Below are 24,886 nucleotides of genomic sequence, written 5' to 3'. Positions count from 1 at the left end.
TTATGCTATTATGCTGCTGTCAATCACCTGATTATTCCAGGAAATATGTTTTACGTTTTTATTTGAATCGAAGAAGAAATCTATTCTTCCTAAAAGAAGCCCTGCCCATCCAACCTGGTTTACCAAAACATTTTTACCGGCTCTGTTGGTAAAAGTTTCAGGTTCAGGTAAGAAAGTGTGGGTATGACCTCCCAGAATAATATCAATATTTTCTGTTTTGGATGCTAAGATTTTATCACTGATTTTATTAGGTTCGTCTTTGTAATCATAGCCAATGTGAGAAAGGCAGATCACCAGATCACATTTTTGTTCGTTTTTCAGGAAGTTGGAATAATGCTGAGCAACTTCAACCGGATCCGAATAAACCGTTTCTCCGTATTGCTTTTTGCCCACCAATCCGTCTAACTGAATTCCCACTCCGAAAAGCCCGACTTTGATTCCGTTTTTATTGAAAATCTTGTAAGGAGAAGTCTTTCCGTCGAGAATTGTATTTTTAAAATCATAATTAGAACAGATAAAAGGAAACTGCGCATTCGGCAAAACCTTTAAAAATCCGTCCAAGCCATTATCAAAATCATGATTTCCCATGGTTGAAGCGTCGTACTTCATCATGGACATTAATTTAAACTCCAGTTCACCTCCAAAAAAGTTGAAATAGGGAGTTCCCTGAAAAATATCTCCTGAATCAAGAAGTAAAACATTACTTTCCTGATTTCTGATTTGTTGAATTAAACTTGCCCTTCTTGCAAAACCTCCCTGATTAGGATTTCTGGTATAGCTTGCATCAAAAGGCTCTATTCTGCTGTGTTGATCGTTGGTATGAAGAATAGTAAGTTTGTTGGCGGATTTCAGATCAAGAATATTCAATTCTTCCGCCATCATCATATTGGGAGCTAAAGCCATTGCCAAAGTTCCGCCACCTATTGCTTTTAAAAACTTTTTTCTATCCATTATTTCTTACCGATAAAATTTAAACGAACATCATTATTTACTACAACTTCAGGATTTTTCTTAAAATAATCAATAAAAAGATCTCTCATTCTAATTCCTGTTGCGATAGATTCTCCTTGAGCGAAGAATTTCATATTATCACCGCCCAAAGCCAAATAATCAGAGGTTGCGATGTAATAATCCTGTGTTGGATTTACTGCTTTTCCGTTGATTAAAGTTTTGGTTAATTGTCCGTTATTGGTTTCAATCGTCAAATGAGAAACCGGATTATTTACTTGATTTTTAGCATAATAATCAAAAAGTCCCTGTAAATCCGAACCTTTCATTTTTACGATCACCACTTCATTTTCGAAAGGCATTACTTCAAATACATTTTTAAGCATAATATCGCCTTTACCGATTGTTGTACGGATTCCTCCGATGTTAATCAGTGCTGCATCTATGTTTTTTTGAAGATTTTTCTTTGCCCATTCATCAGCTCCTTCAAATGTATAGTCTGCTAAAAGATTGCCCAAATTGCTATTGTCACCTTGTTTGGTAAGATCTACATTGGTGTGCGAGATTTTTTGATTCATCTCTTTATCCAATTTTTGCTTATAAGGTTCAATAAATTTTACAAACTCCTCATCATTTTTTAGCTCATTATTAATAGAAATATTTTTCTGGGTTTTCACTTTCACAAGCTGCGTGGAAGAAGCCGATGAAGCCGTCTTACAAGCCGAAAGTGTTGCCAGAGCAATTCCTAGTAACAAGAATTTATTTTTCATAATATCTTTTAGTATATGCAAATATAATTATATGTAGAATAAAACATTATTATTTATTACAAATTCTTAGCTTAAATTATTAAATTTGGCAAAAATAATTCTTACAGATGAGCAATTTAAAAGGAGTAGGTGTTGCACTGGTGACGCCTTTTAATGAAGATTTATCCGTTGATTTCGATAGTTTAACAAAATTGGTAGACTTTAATATCGAAAACGGAACCAACTATTTGGTTGTTTTGGGGACTACAGCGGAAGCTGCGACGCTTTCTGCTGAGGAGAAGAAACAGGTAATTGACCATATCATTAAGGTAAATAATAAACGGGTTCCTTTGGTTTTAGGAATCGGTGGAAATAATACGCTGGAAGTAAAAAAACAGATTGAGGAAGCAGATCTTTCTGCATTTGAAGCAGTACTTTCTGTATCTCCATATTACAACAAACCAAATCAGGAAGGGCTTTACCAACATTATAAAGCGCTGGCTTCTACAGGAAAAAATATCATTATTTATAATGTTCCGTCAAGAACAGGACAAAATCTTGAAGCAGAAACAACTTTGCGTTTAGCAAATGAGTTCCCGAACTTATTCTTGATTAAAGAAGCAGCTCCAAATATTCTTCAGTATTTCGATATTTTAAGAAAAAAGCCAGAAGGATTCAACTTGGTTTCTGGTGATGATGAATATACACTTCCGGTAACTTTAGCGGGTGGGGCAGGAGTAATTTCTGTGATCGGACAAGGTTATCCTAAAGAATTTTCAACAATGGTTCAGCTGGCTTTAGATAAAAAAGTGGATGAAGCTTATGAAATTCACAACAAATTGGTTGAGATTACAAGATTGATTTTTGCTGAAGGAAACCCATGCGGTATCAAAGCTGTCTTGGCTGAAAAAGGAATCATTAAAAATTATTTAAGACTTCCTTTAATTCCGGCTTCCGAAGGTCTTTATGCTAAGATTAAGGCTGAAATGGCGAATATTTAAAAGGTGAATAATCAATTTGCTTTGTAGTAAATTGTGAATTTTAAATTTATACATATAAGGTGAAAGGTTGATACTTTTCACCTTTTTTATTCAATTAATTAAACTCAACTTCAATGAAATTTATAAAAGCAACAGAAAATGATATTCCTTCAATTCAGGATTTAGCGAGAAGGTCTTGGGAAAACGCGTACGCCGAGATACTTTCCAATGAACAAATGGAATATATGCTAAATACAATGTATTCTAAAGAAGAAATATCAAACCACCTTCAACAACCGAATTATCATTATTTCTTAATTCAGGATGAATCTCAAAATTCGTTTGAAGGGTTTATCGGTTATGAAAATCATTATGAGGAAAAAACAACCAAGCTTCACCGAATTTATCTTGTTCCCGAAAGTAAAGGAAAAGGTTTCGGGAAAGGGGCATTAGAGTTTTTGAAAGAAAATGTTGAGAGAGCAGGGGATGAAAGAATTATTTTAAATGTTAATAAATATAATTCAGCGAAAAATTTCTATGAATCTCAAGGTTATAGCGTATATGATGAAGGGGTTTTCGATATTGGGAATAATTTTGTCATGGATGATTTTTTAATGGAATTTTTAATTCACAAACAATTGACTTAAAATTCTGTAACATTGAATTATAATTCTATAACATGTGAAGTGTTTTTTTGCTTCATATTTGTAACAGATCAAAGTCAAATATTAATTAAAATATAAAATAGTACATTCATATGCTCGGTTCTAAGCTGTCAGAGCTTTTTATCAGTATATTTTTTTTCATCCTTAGTGTTTAAATTCCTGTATTCAATAATGCAGGAGTTTTTTGCTTTTTAACATTTTTTTTAGAATTTTTCGCCTAATTCACTTTTATTTGAAATAAAGTAATTATATTTACTCGAAAATTTTACACACTATAACAGGATGAAAATGTACGTTAAATTTGATTTCAATGCACTTTGTAAAAAAGTATTGGATGAGAAACTAAAAGAACAGGGGTTAAAATATCGCTTGTTGAACTTTGGCGAAGTAGAATTCTACGAATCTTTTACCAAAGAACAGCATAAAGTTTTCAAGAAAAACCTTGAAGATTATGGTATTGAAATCATTGAGAGTCAGAAAATTGCTTTGGTTCAGAAAATCAAAGATGCTATTGTTGAGCTTGTTTTTTCCGATGAGGTAGTTCCCGTGAAGGCTTCTATTTATATCGCAGAAAAACTGAATCATAGCTACGGATACCTTTCCAATCTTTTTTCAGAAGTTACTTTTACTTCTATTGAAAATTTCATTATTCTTCAAAAAATAGAGCACGCCAAAGAGCTTATTATAGGAAATAAACAGAGTCTTACAGAAATTGCTCATAAACTGAATTATTCGAGTGTGGCGCATTTAAGCACACAGTTTAAAAATACCACAGGAGTAACGCCGTCACAGTTTCACAAAATTGTGGTGAAAAGAAGAAAAGCTCAAAGTATATTGGTAAACTATTAATTGGCTATGAATAAAGAATATCTCAATGTTTTCTTGGTTGATAATATTGATGAAAATATCGATTTTTTTAAAAATATCTTTAATGAGGTAAAAGTTGGTATTAAACTTTTAACATTTCAAAATTCAGATGAAGTTTTAGAATATTTAGATAAGGAAGATACGCTTTCTCCGGAATTAATTTTCATGAATTATGATATTTTAAAGAACGAATTATTAGATGAAATTAAAAAAAGAGAAAATCTTTATAAAGTAATAACTGCCATTTATTCTGAAAAAATTTCAGATGCAGAAATGGATGATTTTTTTGTTAAGAATGGAAATATTTGCATCAAAAAAACGGAAAGTAAGAGTGCTTTTAAAAAGAAGATTTCTGATGTAATAACACTGAATTGGCAATATTATACTTCAGGATTAAATAAGGATAATTTTATCTTAAAAATATAATTATTAAAAGCTTTTAAGTATTGCTAATATTAATTAAATATTAATATTTAAAGCATAATATTCACACAAAAGTGAAAATTTTGTAATTAAAAATTGAAATAATATAAAAACTTTTTCAACAGTTATCATCACATTTGTAATAAGAAAATAGCAACACAAATTCATCCATATTTTAAGACATAAAAATGAATGATTAAGTTATTTCGAATTTTAGAACTGAATTATATAAATCACAATGTTAGTTAAACAAAATGAATTATATAAAGTCTCCAATTTATAAGCGAAGAAGATCTTTAAAAAAACGGTACAATCATGAAAACTCGCGAGTAGTTAAAGGATAATTCGTTTCATTTACGCCTTTAATGAAAGTCTCAGTTAGTTTTTATAATAATGCAAATTGGAAACATAATTCATTTTGTTTTTTTATAATTTATTTTAATAGTTGCAGCTGAAAACATCCCTCAAACCAAATTTAATATCATCACACCACACCACAAAATATTAATTTATGAAGCGAATCAACTATTAAAATAAATTTTTCATATAAACAAAAAGTAAATTTCTTCTAAATAACAGTTTTATAAGGGGGCCGCGAAAGTCATATTTTCGCGGTTTTTTTATTTCTCTAGGAAATTTTACTCCACTTATTTTTTCCGCGATAGAATCTCAGATAGTAATTTTTGATGATTTGATTGTCGGGTCTTGCCAATAAAGAATCTGCTTCCAGAATTTTTTCAACCGTTTTTTTCGTCAGTTTAATAATGCCAGCATCCTGCACCAAATCTAGCCTTTTAAAATCAACAACGCCACTTTGCTGAGTTCCCAAAATATCTCCGGGACCGCGCAATTGCATATCGACCTCAGAAATTTTAAAACCGTCGTTTGTATCAACCATGGTTTTAATACGCGTTCTGCTGTCGCTGGATAGCTTATCGGAAGTCATCAGAATACAGTAGCTTTGTTCCGCACCACGACCCACACGACCACGAAGCTGATGCAGCTGTGATAACCCAAATCTTTCCGAACTTTCGATCACCATTACGGAAGCGTTGGGTACGTTTACACCGACTTCAATTACCGTTGTAGCGACCATGATTTCTGCTTTTCCCGAAGCGAAATAATTCATCGCTTCATCTTTTTCCGCAGGTTTCATTTTCCCGTGAAGCATCGTCGTATTATACTTCGAAAAATTATCCATAATATTTTCCAGCCCTTCCATTAAATTTTTATAATCTAAAGTTTCGGATTCGTCAATTAATGGATAAACAAAGTAAATTTGCCTGCCTTTCTGAATTTCTTCACGACAGAAATCGTAAACATACGCTCTGTCTTTTTCTCTTCTATGAGCGGTAATAATAGGTTTTCTGCCGATCGGAAGTTCATCGATTACAGAAACATCCAAGTCAGAATAGAAGCTCATCGCTAAAGTCCTAGGAATTGGCGTTGCCGTCATCACCAAAATATGTGGCGGAATTTTATTTTTTGCCCAAAGTTTAGCGCGCTGTGCAACACCAAATCTGTGTTGCTCATCGATAATTGCTAAACCCAGATTTTTGAATTTCACTTTATCTTCTAAAACAGCGTGTGTTCCTACCAAAATAGAAAGTTCACCACTTTCTAATTCCTGATGAATAATTTTCCGTTCTGAAGTTTTGGTTGAACCTGTCAGTAAACGGATATTTATTTTGGTTCCGACTAATAAATCTTTAATCCCGTTGTAATGTTGCTGTGCCAAAATTTCAGTTGGAGCCATCAGACAGCTTTGGAAGCCATTATCCATTGCAATTAGCATGGTTAATAGAGCTACCATCGTTTTTCCTGAGCCTACGTCACCTTGTAAAAGGCGATTCATTTGGATCGGCTTTTTCATATCCAGACGAATTTCCTTTAAGACTCTTTTTTGAGCGCCTGTCAATTCAAACGGAAGATGATTTTCATAAAAATTATTGAAATAATCTCCCACAATCGGAAACGGATTTCCATGAGACTGCGTTTTATGATGAAGTTTTTTCAAAGCATATCCCAACTGAAAAAAGAATGATTCTTCGAATTTTAATCGATAATCAGCTTTTTCATAGTGTTCTAAATCTTTTGGAAAATGTATGTTTAAAAAAGTATGCTGTCTTGATAAAAATTTAAAATGTTTTATCATGTATTCAGGCATATTTTCTTCAATCAAACTAGGAATTTCCTTACAAACATTTCTTAAAATATTCTGGAAAAACCTTTGATTTAAACCTCTTTTAGTCAGTTTTTCAGAACTTGGATAAATAGGTTTTAGACGAACATCATTTTCCTTTTTTTCTTCAACTTCAATTTCCGGATGCGGCATTGAATATTGATTATTGAAAACATTGATTTTCCCGAAAATATAAAGCTCTTTATTGATCGGGATTTGCTCTTTCAACCATTTTGAATATTGAAACCAAACCAGATCCATCGAACCGGTTTCATCATTAAATTTAGCGGCAAGTCTTTTCGTTTTACCTGTCTGAATTTCCTGAATATGGGTGATTTTTCCTTTCAACTGAATTTCAAGACTACTTTCCTGAAGATTGAATACTTTATGAATTTTACTCTTATCCAAATAACGGAGAGGGTAGAAGTTCAGAAGATCTTCTACATTCGAAATGCCCAAAACATTTTTGATAAGTTTTGCTTTTTCAGGACCTATGCCTTTAACGTATTCTATGGAGGTTTCTAAATTCATTAAAAAGAGCCACGAATTTCGGGAAAAAATAGAAATTAAAAAAGACTTTCAAAGCTGAAAGTCTTTATATGTTTAATCTTTTATTTTAGATTTGAATTTTTTCTGATAATCTTCCCATTGTTCACGACTTCGGATTTTTTTATATAAATCTTTAGAAATCAGTTCTAAATAAGGTTCAAGTTCCTTTGCAGACAACTCTCCTTGCAAAATCGTGATCGGATCTCCTTTTTCATCCAAAAAAACAGTACTTGGAACGGCTGCAACATTCATATACTGCGTAAACTCGTGTAGAGAATTTCTTCCTTTTTTTTGTTCTGTATTTGGGTTAGAAAAAGTTCTGTCGAAGATTTCAATTGATTTTTTTTCTTCTGCATTAAATTTTACAGGATAATAATTTTGATTTAAAATATCAGCAATTACTTGGTGACCGTATGTTTTTTTATCCATGATTTTACATGGACCGCACCAGTCTGCATAAAAATCGATCAATATTTTTTTTGGATTTTCTTTCTGAGCTTTTAAAGCCTCTTCAATGGTCATCCATTTTACCTGAGCAAAGCTAAAGCTTAAACAGAAAAGGAATATTATGCTTATAATTTTCTTCATAATTTGATATTTAAGTAAAAATAAGCATAATTTGCTTTATTTCTATTTTACCTCCTGCATTAATTTTTTCACGAACGGAGATATCAAAATTAATACTACTCCGGCAATTACCGCGTATAATCCTAATTGTTTATATCCATCGGTATAAGTGATGAGAGCATCATAGTTTGTAGAGCCTTCTTTTGCTGTGGCTAAACCTGCTCCGATGATTCCAGCAACGTATTGTCCGTATGCTGATGCTAGAAACCACATTCCCATCATCATTCCCTGAAGATTTTTTGTTGAAAGCTTTGTCATGATGGATAAACCGATAGGAGAGAGGCATAATTCCCCTAAAGTAATCACTAATAATGCAATGGTAAAGAAATTCAATGAAGTGATTCCCTGAAGGTCTGCAAAAAGTCTTGTCGCAAATAAAATATAATAACCTAATCCTAAGAAAATAAATCCTAAACCAAACTTGATGATGGTATTGGGTTCAATTTTTCTTTTATTTAACCAAATCCATAGTAAACCAATTAATGGAGCTAAGAAGATGATAAAGAATGCTCCTCCGGAATTATTTACACCGTTTGGATCTAATCCAAGAAGATCTTTATTTAAGTTTTTAGCAGCAAAAATACTTAACGAACCTCCACTTTGCTCATAAATTCCCCAGAATAGAATGGAGAATAAGATGAAAACTAAAGCTGCCCACAATTTCTTACGTTCTGCCGGCGTTACTTTTGTCATTTCGTAGAATAAATAGATTAATGTTAATGGCCCGATCGTCCACATAAAATAATCTGTATATTCTGTTTTAGCAACCATCGTCATGATAATGGGAACGAAAATTAATGATAAAACATAAACTCCATATTCTTGACATTTTGGGATTGGAGCAGATTGTACTTCATTTTTTGGATGTCCTGGCTGGAGACCAATTGAACCTAAACTTCTTTGTGTGAAAACAAAATTAATCAAACTTACAACCATTACAACAGCGGCAAACCCAAATGCCAAATGCCATCTCAATTCTTCCGGAATTTGGTTGGCAAGAAGTTCTCCTTTTCCGATGGCGATACATAAATATCCTCCAAGTAGAGCTCCAAGGTTAATTCCGGCATAGAAAAGTGAAAAACCTGCATCTGCTCTGGAATCATTTGGTTTGTAAAGCTGACCAACCATTGATGAAATATTTGGCTTGAAAAAACCTGTTCCTACTACGGTAAATGCAATTCCTAAAAAGAAATTATTATGTGGATCAGCCGCTAGAATCAAACTTCCGACAATCATCAGAATTCCGCCCCAAAAAAGAGATTTTCTGAATCCTAAGATTTTATCTGCGAAAAGCCCACCCACAAAAGTAAAAGCGTACACAAATGCCTGTGTCGCTCCATATTGAAGATTGGCTTCTTTTTCATGGAAATCGAGTTGAGAGATCATGAAGAATACGAGCATTCCGCGCATTCCGTAGAAACAAAAACGTTCCCACATTTCAGAGAAAAACAGGCTCCAGATTTGTTTGGGGTATTTTCCTTTGAAATTTTGTATTTCATCTAAAGTTAAGCTCATAATGTATATGATTAAGTTTTAATAAAGGGTGTTCTATCAAATTAATGAATTGTTGACACAATGTGTCAAGTATTGTATTTAGATAAAGAACATACGAAAATAAAAAAAACCTCCGACTTAGCAGAGGTTTTCATTGTATTTTATTGATGCGGATTAGTTTACACCGTGCATCATTTTCTTTAAAATTGGTGAAATTAATGCCAAAATTACAGCAGCAATACCACAAAGAACTACGAATACCATGAAGAATTCGAATAAGTTATGAATTTCAACACCTGCAAAAGTTGGGTTTGCTAAAGGCAATTGTGCTTTTTCGAAAGCAGCAACCTGATCAGCAGTTAAAGTCACTTTTTTATCTAAAACATCCTGAAGGCTAACTCCGATTTTTTGAGCAGCTTCGAATTTATCACCTGTTGCAGGCAGGATAGATCCTAATGTTCCAGCTAGTGCGTATCCAGCAGCGTTAGCAATAAAGAATACACCATATAATAATGAAGCAAATCTTTTTGGAGCTAATTTTCCTACCAATGATAATCCAATTGGAGATAAGCAAAGCTCACCACAAGTTTGGATGAAATATAGTAAGATTAACCATTTAACAGCTAAAAGTCCGTGGCTTCCTAAATCTTTAACATTGTGTGCAATAATGAAATATGAAACAGCAATTAAAGCTAATCCCATTGCTTGTTTGAAAGGAGATACAGGCTCTTTGCCTTTTCCTCTCAATTTATCCCACAGGATACTAAAAGGTACTGCTAATGCAACGACGAAGATTCCGTTGAAGATTTGTACCATTGAAGGCGGCATATTCCATCCAAAGAAATGTCTGTCGGTTTGATTATCTGCGATGAACGTTAAAGATGAACCTGCCTGCTCGAATGCTGCCCAGAAGAAGATTACAAAGAATGAAACAATGTAAATTACCCAGATTCTGTCTCTTTCAATTTTAGTTAAAGAAGAATCAGACATAATTAAATATGCCAATGCAATACCACTCGCGTAAACCAATGAATAGATTACGTTTTGCCCTAAAGCAAAGTGAAATAATGATCCTAAAACAGCAAAAATAACCACAGCAATTCCTACAGAAGCTGTAGAGAATTTCGCAGTTTGAGCTTCTCCTTCTTCGAAGTCTTCAGAAGTATTATTTTTTGGTAAACCTCCGATTGGTCTTCCCGTCGGTGTTACAACATATTTATTTTTAAGGAATAAGAATGTAAGCGTACCTACCAACATTGCGATAGAAGCTGCTAAGAATCCCCATTTGAAAGCGTGGATATCTCTGATTCCGTCTGCTGATTTTACATCTCCGATAATTGGGCAAATCAATTGACCAAGGAATGCTCCAAGATTGATCCCCATGTAGAAAATAGTAAATGCAGAATCTAGTTTAGATTTTTCTTGTTTTGGATAAAGACTTCCCACCATTGACGAAATGTTTGGCTTGAAGAATCCGTTACCAAAAATAATAACACCTAAGGCAGCCCACATAATCGTTGTAGCTGTTCCTAAGCTTGATCCGAACGTACTTGCACTAATAAATAGTAAGAATTGCCCGATAGCCATTAAAGTACCCCCAACAAGGATACAATATCTGTTTCCTAAAAATCTGTCGGCAATGAAACCTCCTAACATTGGAGTAAGATAACAAAGCGCCAAGAAACCACCATATACAATTGAAGCATCTGCCTCCTTCATCAAAAGCGAGTTTACCATAAATAGGGTAAGCAATGCTCTCATCCCATAAAAGTTGAAACGCTCCCACATTTCTGTTCCGAAAAGTACCCATAATCCCTTAGGATGCCTGGAGTTGCTCTTCTCTACAAATTCATCCGGTTTCGGACTTAATGCTTCAGTATTATCCATTTTTATTGTTAATTTTTGTTAAGACTGACAAATATAGTTTTTTTTGTGTTTTCGGCAAGGTTTTAATTTTATAATTAAATAAAAAAGCTGCAGAATGATTCTACAGCTTGATTTTCTTTACTATAAATAAGGATTAATGTCCTTTTTCTTTCATGATCTTGTTTAATCTTTTCAACATAGAAACTCCTAAAAGTGTAGCAAATATCAGCAATCCGAAGTTCACAAGGAAATAATTCATTTTATTATCGTAATTATACCAAGTACTCGCTAAAATCCCTGAAAGTTTGTTTCCGACGGAGTTTGCTAAGAAAAATCCGCCCATCATTAAGGCTGTAATTCTCGCTGGAGAAAGTTTTGAAACAAATGAAAGTCCCATTGGTGAAAGGCAAAGTTCACCCACTGTAATGACTCCATAACTTACCACTAACCACCAAGGCGAAACTTTTACAGCTCCGTTATCTCCGGCCCAAACTGCTAAAACCATTACCAAACATGATAATCCTGAAATGAAAAGTCCCAAAACAATTTTTGTTGGCGTTAAAGGTTCTTTTCCTTTTCTTCTTAACAAAGCCCAGAATCCTACGACAACCGGTGTTAAAGCAATAACCCAAAACGGATTAATCGATTGGAATAATTCTGTATTGTATAAATAGGTTTTCGTTTCCGGATTTTTCTCTAAAACAGCACGTTGTTCAGGAGAAATATTTTTAAAATAAACATCTTTTCCTTGTACTTTGATGGTGTTTCCGTTTTTGTCTTTTTGAGACTGGAATTGATTATCGTAAACAGGAACTTCTTTATCTTCATAGCTTTTTCCGTCAACCATATAAATGCCTTCCAATGGTTTTTCCATGGATGCAGGAACACTTCTGTCGGTGTAATAATTTGCCCATCTCGTTAAAGCTGTTCCGTTTTGTTTGAAAACTGCCCAGAAAAACATACTGATTAAAAATACGGATAGCAAAGCTCCAATCGAAGATTTTTCTTCCGGTTTTGCTTTAAAATATAGAGAAGCGTAGAAATAAATAACAGGGATACACGCAAAAATAAAGGCATCTGTATTATCGCTTCCAAAAATATTTCCCGGAATTACCCAGCCAATTCCTCCCGCGATAATCGCTGGTAAGAAAACTTTCAACATAATTTCAGAAAGCTTTGTATCGCCTTCCTGAACGGGTTTCATCTGAGCAGCGTGGATATAATGTTTTCTACCAATTGTAAAAATCACCATACCAATTAACATTCCGACTCCGGCAGTAATGAAAGCTTCACCCCAACCGAATTTATTTCGCATAAATGCTGCGATAATGTTGCAAATAAACGCTCCAATATTAATTCCCATGTAAAAAATATTGTATCCGGAATCTTTATTGGCTTTGTAAGGTTCTTCAGAATATAAATTTCCTAGTAATGTAGAAATCGTTGGTTTAAAGAAACCATTTCCGATGATAATTAAGGCTAATGAAGAATAAAATAAGGTCAAATCTTTGAAAACTCCCATCCCGATATATCCGGCAGCCATCAAAATACCTCCTAAATAAATCGATTTAATATATCCTAAAACTCTGTCCGCTAAAAATCCGCCGATAAAAGGTGTCAAATAGGTCAAAGCGATATAGGTTCCGAAAATGTCGTCTGCAGTTTTGTCGGGAAGTCCGAGACCTCCTTTTAAACCCGTGGGTTCAATCACATACAATACAAAAATTCCGAGAATAAGATAGTACCCGAAACGTTCCCACATTTCCGTAAAGAAGAGGAAAGGCAATCCCTTAGGATGTTTAGTCTTCATAGTTGATAAATTTCAAATTTCACAAATATAGAATTTTAAAAATAATAATCGAATTTTATTAACTTTGGATAAAATAAAGATGAAGAAAATGGAAATTACGTTACAAGATTTAGAAAACAATATCAGAACACTTCCTGAAAATTTTTACGAGGAAGTAAATGATTTTATTGATTTTTTGAAACATAAACATATTAAAGTAAGGGAAACTGATATTCCTGAATGGCAAAAAGAAGAGGTAAGAAGAAGGATAAAATATTCTCAGGATAATCCTCAAAGTTTTGTTTCAGAATCTGATATGGATGACTATTTAAATGATTTAGAAAGTGGAGATTAAGTTAATTTATAGTCCTTTTGTAAAACAAGATTTGAAAGAAATTAATGATTGGTACAAGAAAATTAATAAAAAACTATGGATTAATTTTATGAAAGAATTTCGCTCCAAAATCAATTTCATTAAAGAAAATCCTTTATCTTTTGAATTCAAATATGATCATAATCGAATCGTTTTTCTCAAGAAATTTCCCTACGGAATTCACTATTCATACAACGCAGAAGAAAATATAATTGAAATATATTCTATTTTCCACACGTCAAGAGATCCTGAACAATGGAAAGAAAGAAAATAAAAACTCCGAATCTTAAAAAGAGATTCGGAGTTTTTTTATCATTAAATTTCAGATCAATTTTTACAAATTCTCCAAAATAAAATCAGTCATTTTCTGATACAGTTGCGGTCTTGTTTGTCCGCCGTAAATTCCGTGGTTTTTATCAGGATAAGCCATGAAATCAAACTGCTTTTTGTTTTGAATTAAAGCTTCTGAAAATTCCATAGAGTTTTGAAAATGTACGTTATCATCGGCAGTTCCGTGGATTAATAAGAATTTTCCTTTTAACAAATTCGCATATTCAGTTGGTGAATTTTTGTCGTATCCATCAGGATTTTCCTGCGGAGTTCTTAAAAATCTTTCTGTATACACTGAGTCATAATATCTCCAGTTCGTAACCGGCGCCACCGCGATTCCCATTTTGAAAACATCGGCACCTTTGGTCATTGCCAAACTCGTCATATAACCTCCGAAGCTCCATCCGAACATTCCGATTCTTGATTTGTCGATATACGATTGATTTCCGAACCATTTTGCTGCAGTAATCTGGTCTTCAATTTCGTATTTTCCTAAATTCATGTATGTTACCTTCTTGAATTTAGCACCTTTGTAGCCCGTTCCACGTCCATCAACACAAGCTACGATGTAGCCTTTTTGAGCCAACATTTCAAACCAAATTCCGTTTCCGTTGTCCCAGGAATTAGCAACCTGCTGAGATCCCGGACCAGAATACTGGAACATGAACAATGGATATTTTTTGTTTTTATCAAAGTTTTTAGGCTTGATAATCCATGCATTCATTTGATCTCCAGCGTTGTTTGGAATTGTTATGAATTCTTTTTCTGTGAAATTATCTGATTTTAATTTTTGAAGCTGATCATTATTATTCTGAAGCTCTTTTACCGTTTTGCCGTTTCCGTCTTTTAAAACGAAAGTATAAGGTTTTGCAGCGGTAGAAGAAGTTTCGATGAAATAATTATAGTTTTTGCTGAAATTTGCAGAATTATTTCCTTCTGCGTTAGAAATCAACTGAGATTTTCCGTTTTCGATATTTACTTTAGAAACTACTTTGTTGATGCTTCCTTTTTCAGTGGTCTGAACGTAGATTTCTTTTGATTTAGGATTAAATCCGTAATAATCGGTTACTTCCCAATTTCCTTTTGTGACTTGTTTTTTCAGCTTTCCATCTTGGTCGTACCAGTATAAATGACGGTTTCCGTCTCTTTCAGAGCCCCAAAGGAAACTGTTGTCATCCAAAAATTCTAAGGTAACATTATCTGTATCAATCCATTTTTCATCGGTTTCTGTGAACAATTTTTTTACTTCACCAGTTTTCGTATTTACTTTCAATACATCAGACGCGTTTTGTGTTCTCTGAGAAGTAATCAACACAATTTCGTCAGGTTTTGAAGTTTGAATAACATTCGGAATGTAATAATTTTTAAAATTATCTAAATTCACTTTTGTTTTTTTACCGCCGTCCAAAAGGTAAATATGTGCTGAAACTACAGAGTTTTTTTCTCCCGCTTTAGGATATTTGTAACGCATTTCTGTTGGATAAAGCGTTTTTCCGTAGATTGGAATATAAATTTCCGGGACATCTGTTTCTACAGATTTCACAAAAACAATCGCATTAGAGTTTTTCGTCCATTCATACAATCTTGCGTGCCCGAATTCTTCTTCATAAACCCAATCGGCAAGACCGTTCAATACTTTATTTTTAACACCGTGCTCTGTAACCTGTGTGATTTTTCCTGAGTTTAGATCCTGATAAAAAATATTATTATCAACAATAAAAGCCACTTTGGTTGCATCTGGAGAAAATCTTGGCTCCTGAACAGGTTTTCCGTCATTTAACGAAAGCGTTTTCCCAGATTTCAGATCTTTAACATCAAAAACACCTAAAAAAGAATGTCTGTAAATCGGCTGGCTGCCTTTTAGTAAAAGAATTTTAGACTCATCATCCGAAAATTCATAGCTTTCAAATTGTCCCTCTACAATATTTCCTTCTTTTTGAGAGGTTTTGTAAGAATATTTTGCAATTCCTGTCGGTTCAATTACTAAATAATTTTCGCCGTTTTTCATGGATGTTATTCCGGCAATGCCTTTTCCACGGTAATATCCTGAATATATTTTATCTAAAGTGATTTCCTGTGCAGACAAACTTTGAAATGCAGCAGCAACGGTAAGCGTTAGTAAGAATTTTTTCATTTCTAATTTTAAAGAATTCAAATATATAAAATATTTAAATCTTACAGATGAAGTTTAGGATTTGGTGAATTATTTAAAACAAAAAAGTTGACATATCTGCCAACTTTTCGCTTATATATCAATAAAAATGATTAATTCTGCCAACCATAAAGGCTTTGTGTAAGCAATTTATTTTCGCCTAGTTTTCGTAAGAAAATCACACGATCAGATTGTGGAATGTACTTCACCGAAGTGAAAATAGGTTGCCCATACTTTGCTTCAGTGCTCGTGTATCTGTTTTGGAATTCAACAAATTTACTTGGATCTGTATGATCACTTCCAACTTTATATGGAGTAAAACCATAGCTGTCTGTGAAGAAATAATTCGTATTTTCTTTAGTGAAAAATCCTATATCTCCTCTTTTTTGAGTAGAAGTTGTACTTGCAGTTCCGTCAGATTTTATGGTAAACCATTTACCCGGACCATAAGAATAAATAGGATCTGGGAAACGATTAGCTGGCGTTGACGGCGGTAATGTTTTATTGACGTTAAATCCGTATAAAAATGCTTTTCCGTCCACGACTTGAACCAAAGGAATATCTACTCCCGACATATTAGTATTTGATCTGAAATCTGAAACCTCGCTCATCGTAATATTTCCGTTTTGAAGATTGATGAATGCCATATCTCCAAAATTACTTTGATTGATTCTCACTCCCGTAAAATATCCGAAAGAAACCAAATAATCCTGATCATTAATAGAAACAGGGCTTAAAGTTTTTAAGATTAATTTATCCTTCAAAGCAATATCCTGATCCCCTTGAGCCGAAACGTAAACCAATTTTGATGATTCTTTCCAACCGGTTGATTTTCTTAAGATTAAAACTCTTCCGGAATTCGTAACCGCGGCATCTGCTTCAAAATAATCTGTATCCAACGTGATTTCTTTATCCCACTTTTTGGTAAGTGTAGAAAGATCAATCACAATATTATCAATCGTATTTGCTGTTTTTTTAGAAACCGATCTGTCGTTTACAATCGCCACATATTTTCCGTTTTCTGAAAATCGAAGATAAGTGGTTCCCATTTTCAAGCCGCCTTCTGTGAAAAGTTTAGCAACGCTTGTTGTGGTATAGTTTCCATCTTTTTTATTGAAAACATGCTGGAAAATTTCTTTTCTGTTAACCTTTGTTTCCAATTCTTCAGTAAAGATCACAAATTGGTCTTTGCTGACTTCAATAGAACCTAAATAGTTATGCAAAACGCCGTTGGTTTTGTTGGCGTAATCTTTAATATAAGTATCGATCAAATTTCCGTTTTGATCCAGCTTTCTCATTAAGATTTTCTTGTGAGGATAAGTACTGTAACCGTCTTCATTAATATCACTGAAAACATATTGATTATAGTCGTCTGCCAGTACAAGTTTAATGTCTTTTTCATATTTAGAATTAAACTCGAAAGCGTCTCCGTAAACGTTTTTTTTCTGTCCGAAAGCAACTGCGCTCATCAAAACAAGCGAAGTAATTATTGTTTTTTTCATGGTTGTATTAGTTATATATTTGTTGCTCAAGGCCTTTTAATTCGTTGTTTTGATCCCAAGATAATTTCATGTCTACTAAATGCTCCTGCATATCATTTAACGATTTTTCTGCTTCAGATTTTCTTCCCAAAGCTAGATTCAGACGAATAAGATTCATATAAAGATAAGCGGCAATTTTAGCATTGTATGGCGCTTTTTTATCATCATAATTGATTTTTTTCAATGCATCTTTCCAAATGGTAATTCCTTTATCCATGTTCTCCAACGCTGTTTTGTTGGGAGCATAGTCAGGTCTTGCCTGCATTTTTTTCAGGTTGGTGGTTACATAAATAGATGCTTTCTCCAAATCATCATATTCACCCTTATTTTTTACCGTTTCTAATTTTATGGTTGAACTGTATTTCGCAAAAGCATAATTATCCGCTAAAATTTCATTGATTTTATTGATGACTTTTTGCAGATACATTTTTTCATGAGAACTTAAATTGATCTCATTGGTTGGCGAAGATGCAATTTCCTGAAAATCTGTGAATAAGGTTTTGTCAATTTTCACCACGCCGTTTTGCTTAACGACCAATTTTGTTGGCTGATTGGCAAAAGATTTTCCTGCATTATCTTGAAAATTAGTTCTTTCCATGTCAACCGTGATTTCGATGGCATTTCCTTTAGTAAAACCTTCGATACCAACTTGGGAAGCCAAAACTTTATTATCAACAATTAAAGCATTTCTAAGATCCGGTTCTGTGTAAACGGGCTTTGCAGGAACGTTCAACTGTGGTCTTGAAGGAAGTCTTAAAACCGGCGGCATAGCGTTCATCGCAATTTTTTCAACGGCTTTTAATTTATTGTATTGCTCAGATTCTGTTTTGTATTTTTCCTGAAGTTTTTTTACTTCGGCATCGTAATCTTTTAATCTTTCTGCGTGCTCTGCTTTTGCATCAACCACACTTTGATCGTAATTATCTACACGTTTTTGAAAATCTTCTTTTGCCTGCTTCGTAACGTCTTCTTTGGTGATATTGTAAGGCGAATTTACCGTTACAGAAAAATTTCTGTTTTGGGCATCTACAGGATTTAAAGGTTCTCTTAGTAATTGAAATGTTACATTCTCAGCGTCTATTCTCTGAGCCTGAACAAATGCAAGGCTACCCGCTGTGAGCAGCATTGAAAAGATAAAATTGAGTTTCATGTCTTAAATTTAGTTTGCAAATGTAGTTTTTTTAATAATGTGTAAAATATTAATTGCCAAAAATATATAATTAGAATGTTATTCTTAGTATTAAGTTTTATTATTGATACCATACACTAATATTTCTTTTACTAAAGGGTTTGGCAGAAAAATTGAATATGATTAAAGTATAATCAAATCAAGTAATAATTATGGAAACGAATGCTTTTAACCAAAAACTAAACCGTTATGACTTTAATGACCAGATCATATATACAGGTTTTTCAGGTTTCAAAGATGCTGAAGCATGTGCACAGAGCAAAGGTGGTACTTTGGTGGAAGTGGGTTTTAAGGATGGCAACGATAACCCGGTAATAACAGATGAAGCAGGCTTAATAGAGAAAAAACTCCATTATTTTGTGGATGCGGGAGAAGAATATAAATTTATCCATTCATCAGATCCAGGTTTCAGAAAATATGCTGACGAACTTCAAAAAATTAAGGCTAAACTGCAGCAGTCACCACCTGACGAAAGATATTTAGCTAACTTCGAAATCGAAAATGCAGAAGATCCGATTATTGTGATTAAAAATGATCACTTTGAGTCGGTAACTTCAAGAGAAAGATCCAAATACCTAAAGCATGCTCACGTTTATGAAATCGGAGTGGCTTTACCTAAATCTTAAAATAGCAATATCATGAGCAAAACAAAATATTCAGACAAAGCTCAGGACAAAATAGGAAAAGTAATGCACGAATTTAAGGAAGGAAAGTTGAAATCTTCTTCCGGACAAAAAGTGACCGACAGAAAACAGGCAATCGCCATCGGAATTTCCGAGGCCAAAGAGGCTGGTTTGAAAGTTCCTAAAAAGAAAAAAGATTAGTTTTAAAATAAAAACGGTTTGTAAATTTTACAAACCGTTTTTTACTTATTTTTAAAAGGAAATTTTAATTTTTTAAACCATTAAGGTTTCATTTAAGAAATTAAGTTTAATTAAGATAGTCGTTTGATTAAAAAACTTAAATATAGTAAGCTTAATAACTCTTAACAACTTAATTTTTCTTAATGGTTAAAGATATTTTTTAACCTTCTTTGCAGGTTATCCTTTATAATTATACAAAATTCTGTAATATTCATCTGCCATTCTATCACTGTTAAACTGATCTTTCACATCGTTCATAGAATTATGCTGAATTTTTCTCCATGCATCCGGTTTGTCGTAATATGTTGGAAGAATTTCGTTTTCAAGGATTTCATATAATTTGTTTAAATCATAATTATCCTGCTCGTAAATGCTCATATTCATGTAATCTGCCTTCGGAACTACGAAAGAATTTTCGCCATGTTTCGCAAATTCAGGAATCCAGCCGTCGTCTGTAGAAAGGTTGATCGATCCGTTCATGGAAGCCGTCATTCCAGATGTTCCTGAAGCTTCTCTAGGAACTCTCGGATTGTTTAGCCAAAGATCAGAACCTTGCTTCAAAGATTTACTTAATGACAATTCGTAACCTGTAAGAACCGCCATATTTTTATGATTTTTACTTTCTTCAACTAATGAATTGAAGGTAGAAATCGCGGAATAATCCATCGGATAAGGTTTTCCAGCCCAAATAATCTGCACAGGATATTTCGGATTGTTCAAAAGTCTGTAAAATCTGTCTTTATCGTGTAAAAGAAGGTCAGCACGTTTGTAACCAGCAAATCTTCTTGCCCAAACGATAGTGAAAACATTCGGATTAAATAAATTCCCTGTCTGGTCGGCAACAATTTTAAATAATCTTTTCTTTAAATGTTTTTTACGATAATCAAATAAGGTATCGTTACGCTCATCTTTTGCATTGTAAAGCGGTTTGTCTGCCCAATATTTAAATTCCTGAGCATTCGTGATTGAAGTAATTTCACAGATTCCCGGATATTTACTCCACATTGCTCTTGAAACTACGCCATGAAGCTGAGAAACACCGTTTGCCACTCTCGCCATTTTCAAAGCACAAAGGGAATGGTTGAAGCGATCATCATCAGAACCTTCAATGCTTTTCACGTCTTCCATGCTGAAGCCTGAAAAATAAGACATATCATAACATAATTTGAAATTATGCTTCTCATTTCCAGCTTCTTCAGGAGTGTGTGTGGTGAAAACCAGTTTTTCTTTAACCTTATTTAAATCACCATTATATTTTTTCAACAAATGGAAAGCAGCAGGAAGTCCATGAGCTTCGTTCAAATGATAAACATCTCTTTCAATGTTCATTTCGTCCAATAATTTCGCACCACCTTTTCCTAATAAAATGTATTGCGCCAGTTTCGTAGATTCATTGGCATCATACAATTTATGACAAATAGTTTTTGAAATGTGATCATTTTCAGGAACATCCGTGGATAGGAAAAACATCGGAGCTGTATTGAACGTTTCAGGATCAAGATACCAAACCTTCACCCAAACTGGAGCGCTGTGAATTTCGATCTGAAATTTAATGCCAGTATCTTCCAGAAAACTGTACATTTTTTTCGTCCAGGTTGGTTGCAGGGTTTGATCGTGATTTCTCGCCTGATCATAGTATCCAAATTTCCAAAGAATCCCGATTCCTACAAGGTCTTGTTTAAGATTGTAAGCACTTCTCATGTGAGAACCTGCCAAAAATCCCAACCCTCCAGAATATATTTTTAGCACCTGCTCAATGGCAAATTCCATTGAAAAATAGGCTACTTTTTTAGAGTATTGTGGATTAACACTATACGGTATTTTAAAATTTTTAAAATCCATAAATCACAGTTTTATATTTGAAGCGCAAAGGTATTGATTATGAAAATAAACTCTATGTTAATTAACTGATAAATTAATTTTAAATACAAGGGTTGCATAGTTTTTTTTACTAACTTTAAACTATAAATTTTTGATAATCAAAAGAAACCGAGGGTTTCGTGTGTCTCAACAACCATTAAAAGATAAGCACATGAAAAAGGCATTTTCCGATGAAGATTTGATCAAGAATCTGAGCTTATATTATCTCAATCGACATTTGAAAAAGAAGCCGATTGAAAAGTATCACCGCAAAATAGATGAATCTCCGCTTCACGACCGTGAAAAGTATAAAAAGAAATCTGAAATTTTGCTGCTGAATTCTTTTATGCATCATTTTCCCGAAGTTCAGTTCGAAAACCTTACCTGCGAGAGTCCAGACTTTATCGCCAAATTCAACGACAAAAAAATAGGAATTGAATTGACTGAGGTAATCAATCATCTTGAAATGAAAAAGATGGAAAGCAACTTAAACAAGATTTTCCGTCAGGCAGAAATATTATTGGAACAAGAAGACACTACGAAATATCGTGGTGTTTATTTTTTAGAATTCTATCCTAATCTTAAATTTGAAAATCTTGAACTGCAACAGGAAATCATTCATTTTATTTATAAAAGTATTAAAAAAGGAAAGCCTGTTGGTTGTGTAAAAAGTTTGCGAAAATCTTTTCATCGTAGAAATGTTTTCATTACTCACGAATATAATATGAATCTTTTTGATGAGCTGTGTTCAGAGAAAATTTTAGAATTAATAGAAAAAAAGAACGAGAAATTTCCTTATTATGATACCTCGGTTGATGAATGTTGGCTGGTGATTGTTTCTGATATGAATTCGCTTGCTTCACGGTATACTTTTATTCAGGATAAAGAACATTTGCATGAAGTGAAAAGCCCTTTTCATAAGATTTTTCATTTAGAGAATCTTTGCGGAAATATCACAAGTATAAAGTAATTGTTGTTGTTTCGGTTTTTAACTTGAGCTAATTTTTAATATTTCGCATATAAATATGTAATTTTTTTAAATATTGTTATTGTTGATTGAAAAAATGCTTATATTTGATATACACCATTTTACATTGGCACTAATAATCCTGAAAAAAATTATATATGAAAAAAATTCTACTCGTTTTATTTGTATGTATTTCTCAAATATTTTTTTCACAAGCAGATTGTTCAACCGCGTTATCGGTTTGTGGAAATTCTAGCATTACGTATTCTCCCACGGGAATTGGTAATGAGAATGAAAGTCTGGGAGGCTGTCTTACCTCTGGCGAGCACAATTCAATTTGGTATAAACTTACTATTGCCACTGCGGGAACGCTTACTTTTGATCTTATCCCGAATGATCCTGATGCAGATTACGACTGGGCAATTTATGGCCCGAATGTAACCTGTGGAAGTTTGGGATCGCCAATTCGCTGTAACGCAGCAACCACACAATTGGTTGGCGGTAACACAGGGATGAATATGACAAGTACCATCATCAGTGCTGCAGGAGGTTCCTATACACCTTATTGTCAATATATGGATGTTTTACCGGGGCAAACCTATTATTTATATATTGATAACTGGGTAGGAGCGGGAAGTACTACTGTTGCTCCGTTTTCTTTAACTTGGGGCGGAACGGCAACCTTAGCTTCACCATTTACAGATCCTGCATTGCAGCCACATCCTTTTAATCCACCGGGAAGTCCGGCGGCTAATCCTGCAGATCCTAGAGAGATTATTATTTGCAATACGCCTGCTATTTTTGATTTTAGCACTTTAACTGCAGGAATTTTAAACGGAAATCCGAATTTCTTTGTGACGTATCATACCACGCAGAATGATGCTTTGGCGGGATTAAGTCCTATTTTGGCTCCGATTACGGTCAGTACAACGGCAACGTATTATTACAGTATTCATTATGAAGATCCTGCTAATCCCAATAATCCTATTAATTCTTGCCGACAAGTTGGTGCTTTTAAATTTAAACAAGGAAATATCAGCGGTACAAATGTAACGATATTTAGCTGTAACAATAACAATGCAGGGACGGCTACCTTTGATCTTACTTCGGCTGGTGTTTTTGGAGATCCTACTGCAATAAAAAAATATTACCCTACATTGGCTAATCTGAATGCAGGCACCAATGAAATTCTAAATCCTGCAGCGTATGTTTCTGCAGAAGGAACGGTTTATGTAAAAATAACCTCGCAATTCGGATGTGTTGCTGACGCGGTGATAACATTGAAATTTCATCCCATTGCTGTAGTAAATGATGCGGTTTTAAGAACGTGTTTCCTGGAAAGAGATCCTTTAACTGCGGCATTCAATCTTACGGTGGCGGCAGTTACTTCACAAACAGGAATTGTTAAATCATATTATCCTTCCTTAACAGATGCGATTAACTCTACCAATCCTATTGTAACGCCAACAGCGTATATTTCTCCAACCGGCTTTGCTTATATTAAAGTGGCCAATTCTCAAGGATGTTATGCAATTGCAAAAGTTGGATTAGAAGTAATTCCTCCTGTTTTTTCTTCAGAATTAAAAGATAAAACTATTTGTATTGAAGATACCACAACATTGGATGCTGGTTCTGGTTTCGGCGGATATGAATGGAGTACGGGAGCAACAACCCAATCAATTGCTAATATTGGAGTTGGATCGTATTGGATAAAACTGAAAACGGGAGATTGTATTACGACACAATATGTAAAAGTAATTCCTTCGGATCAACCTGTTATTTCTTCCATTGATATTTCAACACATATTGTAACGATCAATGTTGTAGGCGGTAAAGCACCTTACAAGTATTCGATGGATAATGTCAATTGGCAGGATTCAAATTTGTTTAATAATGTTTCAAGAGGTGATCACACTGTTTTTGTAAAAGATACCTATGACTGTGATCCTGTGGATGTCGCAATTGTTGTTCCTAATCTTACAAATGTTATCACACCCAACGGAGACGGAATTAATGATGTGATCGATTATACAGCACTGGCGAACAAACAAAATTTAATTTTCAATATTTTCGACCGCTACGGAAATAAAGTTTTCCAGGCTGACAGATTCAATAATTATACATGGGACGGAACCATCGGTGGTAAAAAAGTTCCCACAGGAACGTATTGGTATTCCGTAACATGGAATGAAAATAATAAAAAGAACACCCCAATTCAATATTCAGGTTGGGTAATGGTAAAAAACAGGGATTAAACTCATTTTTAAAATAAAACTAGGTCAACCGTCACGAAAGTGGCGGTTTTTGTGATTATTAAACATAAAATCTTACAAAACGTAAACCCTTAAACTCTATAACTCTAAAACTCATCCACGCTCCAACTTTTCCAGGAGCTATTTCCTGCTCTCCGCACTCGCTATTTTCTAATGATTCGGCTCGGTTCATCAGCAATTCAATCTTTGAATTGGAAGG

21 protein-coding genes are annotated in these 24,886 nt (G+C 33.9%); 10 read left to right on the top strand and 11 right to left on the bottom strand.

The features are described 5' to 3' along the window. A complete protein-coding gene (locus ABEG63_RS07740; RefSeq protein ID WP_312397970.1) occupies positions 1 to 951 on the bottom strand; it encodes a metallophosphatase in 951 nt (316 codons plus the stop codon). Then, positions 951 to 1,718: a 5'-nucleotidase C-terminal domain-containing protein gene (locus tag ABEG63_RS07735; protein ID WP_346584028.1), complete on the bottom strand. Its 768-nt coding sequence runs from the start codon at positions 1,716 to 1,718 to the stop codon at positions 951 to 953. Before ABEG63_RS07735 ends, ABEG63_RS07740 begins: the two co-directional genes overlap by 1 nt. A gap of 107 nt (positions 1,719 to 1,825) precedes the next feature. On the opposite strand from ABEG63_RS07735, the gene dapA reads away from it, so the two are divergent. From dapA to ABEG63_RS07715, 4 genes are all read left to right on the top strand, one after another. After that, positions 1,826 to 2,698, top strand: coding sequence for a 4-hydroxy-tetrahydrodipicolinate synthase (gene dapA / locus ABEG63_RS07730; protein WP_346584027.1), 873 nt, complete (start codon positions 1,826 to 1,828; stop codon positions 2,696 to 2,698). Positions 2,699 to 2,811: 113 nt separating this feature from the next. Beyond that, the gene (locus ABEG63_RS07725) at positions 2,812 to 3,324 is read left to right on the top strand and encodes a GNAT family N-acetyltransferase (RefSeq protein WP_267404017.1); all 513 of its coding nucleotides are present in this window, start codon (positions 2,812 to 2,814) and stop codon (positions 3,322 to 3,324) included. A gap of 300 nt (positions 3,325 to 3,624) precedes the next feature. Next, positions 3,625 to 4,191, top strand: a complete 567-nt coding sequence (locus ABEG63_RS07720; RefSeq protein ID WP_346584026.1) for an AraC family transcriptional regulator — start codon at positions 3,625 to 3,627, stop codon at positions 4,189 to 4,191. Positions 4,192 to 4,197: 6 nt separating this feature from the next. After that, the gene (locus ABEG63_RS07715) at positions 4,198 to 4,635 is read left to right on the top strand and encodes a response regulator (protein ID WP_346584025.1); all 438 of its coding nucleotides are present in this window, start codon (positions 4,198 to 4,200) and stop codon (positions 4,633 to 4,635) included. 625 nt (positions 4,636 to 5,260) lie between these two features. Here the strand turns inward: ABEG63_RS07715 and recG are convergent. The 5 genes from recG to ABEG63_RS07690 all read right to left on the bottom strand — a co-directional run bounded on the left by recG (position 5,261) and on the right by ABEG63_RS07690 (position 13,160). Next, entirely contained in the window at positions 5,261 to 7,345 is a 2,085-nt protein-coding gene (gene recG, locus ABEG63_RS07710) for an ATP-dependent DNA helicase RecG (RefSeq protein ID WP_346584024.1), read from the bottom strand. 72 nt (positions 7,346 to 7,417) lie between these two features. After that, positions 7,418 to 7,951, bottom strand: a complete 534-nt coding sequence (locus tag ABEG63_RS07705; RefSeq protein WP_267404011.1) for a thioredoxin fold domain-containing protein — start codon at positions 7,949 to 7,951, stop codon at positions 7,418 to 7,420. 42 nt (positions 7,952 to 7,993) lie between these two features. Further along, complete coding sequence (locus ABEG63_RS07700; RefSeq protein WP_346584023.1) at positions 7,994 to 9,505, bottom strand: peptide MFS transporter; 1,512 nt, start codon at positions 9,503 to 9,505, stop codon at positions 7,994 to 7,996. Between the two features lie 153 nt (positions 9,506 to 9,658). Further along, positions 9,659 to 11,371: a peptide MFS transporter gene (locus tag ABEG63_RS07695; RefSeq protein ID WP_346584022.1), complete on the bottom strand. Its 1,713-nt coding sequence runs from the start codon at positions 11,369 to 11,371 to the stop codon at positions 9,659 to 9,661. Positions 11,372 to 11,504: 133 nt separating this feature from the next. Then, the gene (locus tag ABEG63_RS07690) at positions 11,505 to 13,160 is read right to left on the bottom strand and encodes a peptide MFS transporter (protein ID WP_346584021.1); all 1,656 of its coding nucleotides are present in this window, start codon (positions 13,158 to 13,160) and stop codon (positions 11,505 to 11,507) included. Positions 13,161 to 13,248: 88 nt separating this feature from the next. Here ABEG63_RS07690 and ABEG63_RS07685 point away from each other — a divergent pair, with 88 nt between their 5' ends. Next, on the top strand, positions 13,249 to 13,494 hold the full coding sequence (locus ABEG63_RS07685; RefSeq protein ID WP_346584020.1) for a hypothetical protein: 246 nt from the start codon (positions 13,249 to 13,251) through the stop codon (positions 13,492 to 13,494). Continuing rightward, positions 13,484 to 13,786 carry a type II toxin-antitoxin system RelE/ParE family toxin gene (locus ABEG63_RS07680; RefSeq protein WP_346584019.1) on the top strand — a complete coding sequence of 101 codons (303 nt, stop codon included), beginning with the start codon at positions 13,484 to 13,486 and terminating at the stop codon, positions 13,784 to 13,786. Before ABEG63_RS07685 ends, ABEG63_RS07680 begins: the two co-directional genes overlap by 11 nt. 60 nt (positions 13,787 to 13,846) lie before the next feature. Here ABEG63_RS07680 and ABEG63_RS07675 read toward each other — a convergent pair whose 3' ends face one another. The 3 genes from ABEG63_RS07675 to ABEG63_RS07665 all read right to left on the bottom strand — a co-directional run bounded on the left by ABEG63_RS07675 (position 13,847) and on the right by ABEG63_RS07665 (position 18,685). Next, positions 13,847 to 15,976: a S9 family peptidase gene (locus tag ABEG63_RS07675; protein WP_346584018.1), complete on the bottom strand. Its 2,130-nt coding sequence runs from the start codon at positions 15,974 to 15,976 to the stop codon at positions 13,847 to 13,849. Positions 15,977 to 16,107: 131 nt separating this feature from the next. Next, the gene (locus tag ABEG63_RS07670; RefSeq protein ID WP_346584017.1) at positions 16,108 to 17,496 is read right to left on the bottom strand and encodes a hypothetical protein; all 1,389 of its coding nucleotides are present in this window, start codon (positions 17,494 to 17,496) and stop codon (positions 16,108 to 16,110) included. Between the two features lie 7 nt (positions 17,497 to 17,503). Further along, positions 17,504 to 18,685, bottom strand: coding sequence for a hypothetical protein (locus ABEG63_RS07665; RefSeq protein ID WP_267404000.1), 1,182 nt, complete (start codon positions 18,683 to 18,685; stop codon positions 17,504 to 17,506). 191 nt (positions 18,686 to 18,876) lie between these two features. Between ABEG63_RS07665 and ABEG63_RS07660 the strand changes: the two genes are divergently transcribed. After that, entirely contained in the window at positions 18,877 to 19,350 is a 474-nt protein-coding gene (locus ABEG63_RS07660; protein ID WP_267403998.1) for a hypothetical protein, read from the top strand. Positions 19,351 to 19,362: 12 nt separating this feature from the next. Next, the gene (locus ABEG63_RS07655) at positions 19,363 to 19,548 is read left to right on the top strand and encodes a DUF6496 domain-containing protein (RefSeq protein ID WP_267403996.1); all 186 of its coding nucleotides are present in this window, start codon (positions 19,363 to 19,365) and stop codon (positions 19,546 to 19,548) included. A gap of 216 nt (positions 19,549 to 19,764) precedes the next feature. On the opposite strand, the gene glgP is transcribed toward ABEG63_RS07655, so the two are convergent. Then, complete coding sequence (glgP, locus tag ABEG63_RS07650; protein WP_346584016.1) at positions 19,765 to 21,429, bottom strand: alpha-glucan family phosphorylase; 1,665 nt, start codon at positions 21,427 to 21,429, stop codon at positions 19,765 to 19,767. Positions 21,430 to 21,619: 190 nt separating this feature from the next. On the opposite strand from glgP, the gene ABEG63_RS07645 reads away from it, so the two are divergent. Then, positions 21,620 to 22,417, top strand: coding sequence for a hypothetical protein (locus ABEG63_RS07645; protein ID WP_267403992.1), 798 nt, complete (start codon positions 21,620 to 21,622; stop codon positions 22,415 to 22,417). 155 nt (positions 22,418 to 22,572) lie between these two features. Further along, a complete protein-coding gene (locus ABEG63_RS07640; RefSeq protein ID WP_346584015.1) occupies positions 22,573 to 24,669 on the top strand; it encodes a gliding motility-associated C-terminal domain-containing protein in 2,097 nt (698 codons plus the stop codon). Positions 24,670 to 24,886 lie beyond the last annotated feature (217 nt).

Source organism: Chryseobacterium sp. C39-AII1, assembly GCF_039672645.1.
In the GTDB taxonomy this organism is placed as follows: domain Bacteria; phylum Bacteroidota; class Bacteroidia; order Flavobacteriales; family Weeksellaceae; genus Chryseobacterium.
The sequence above is the reverse complement of the archived record's forward strand: the minus strand, read 5'-3'. Positions and strand labels throughout refer to the sequence as shown.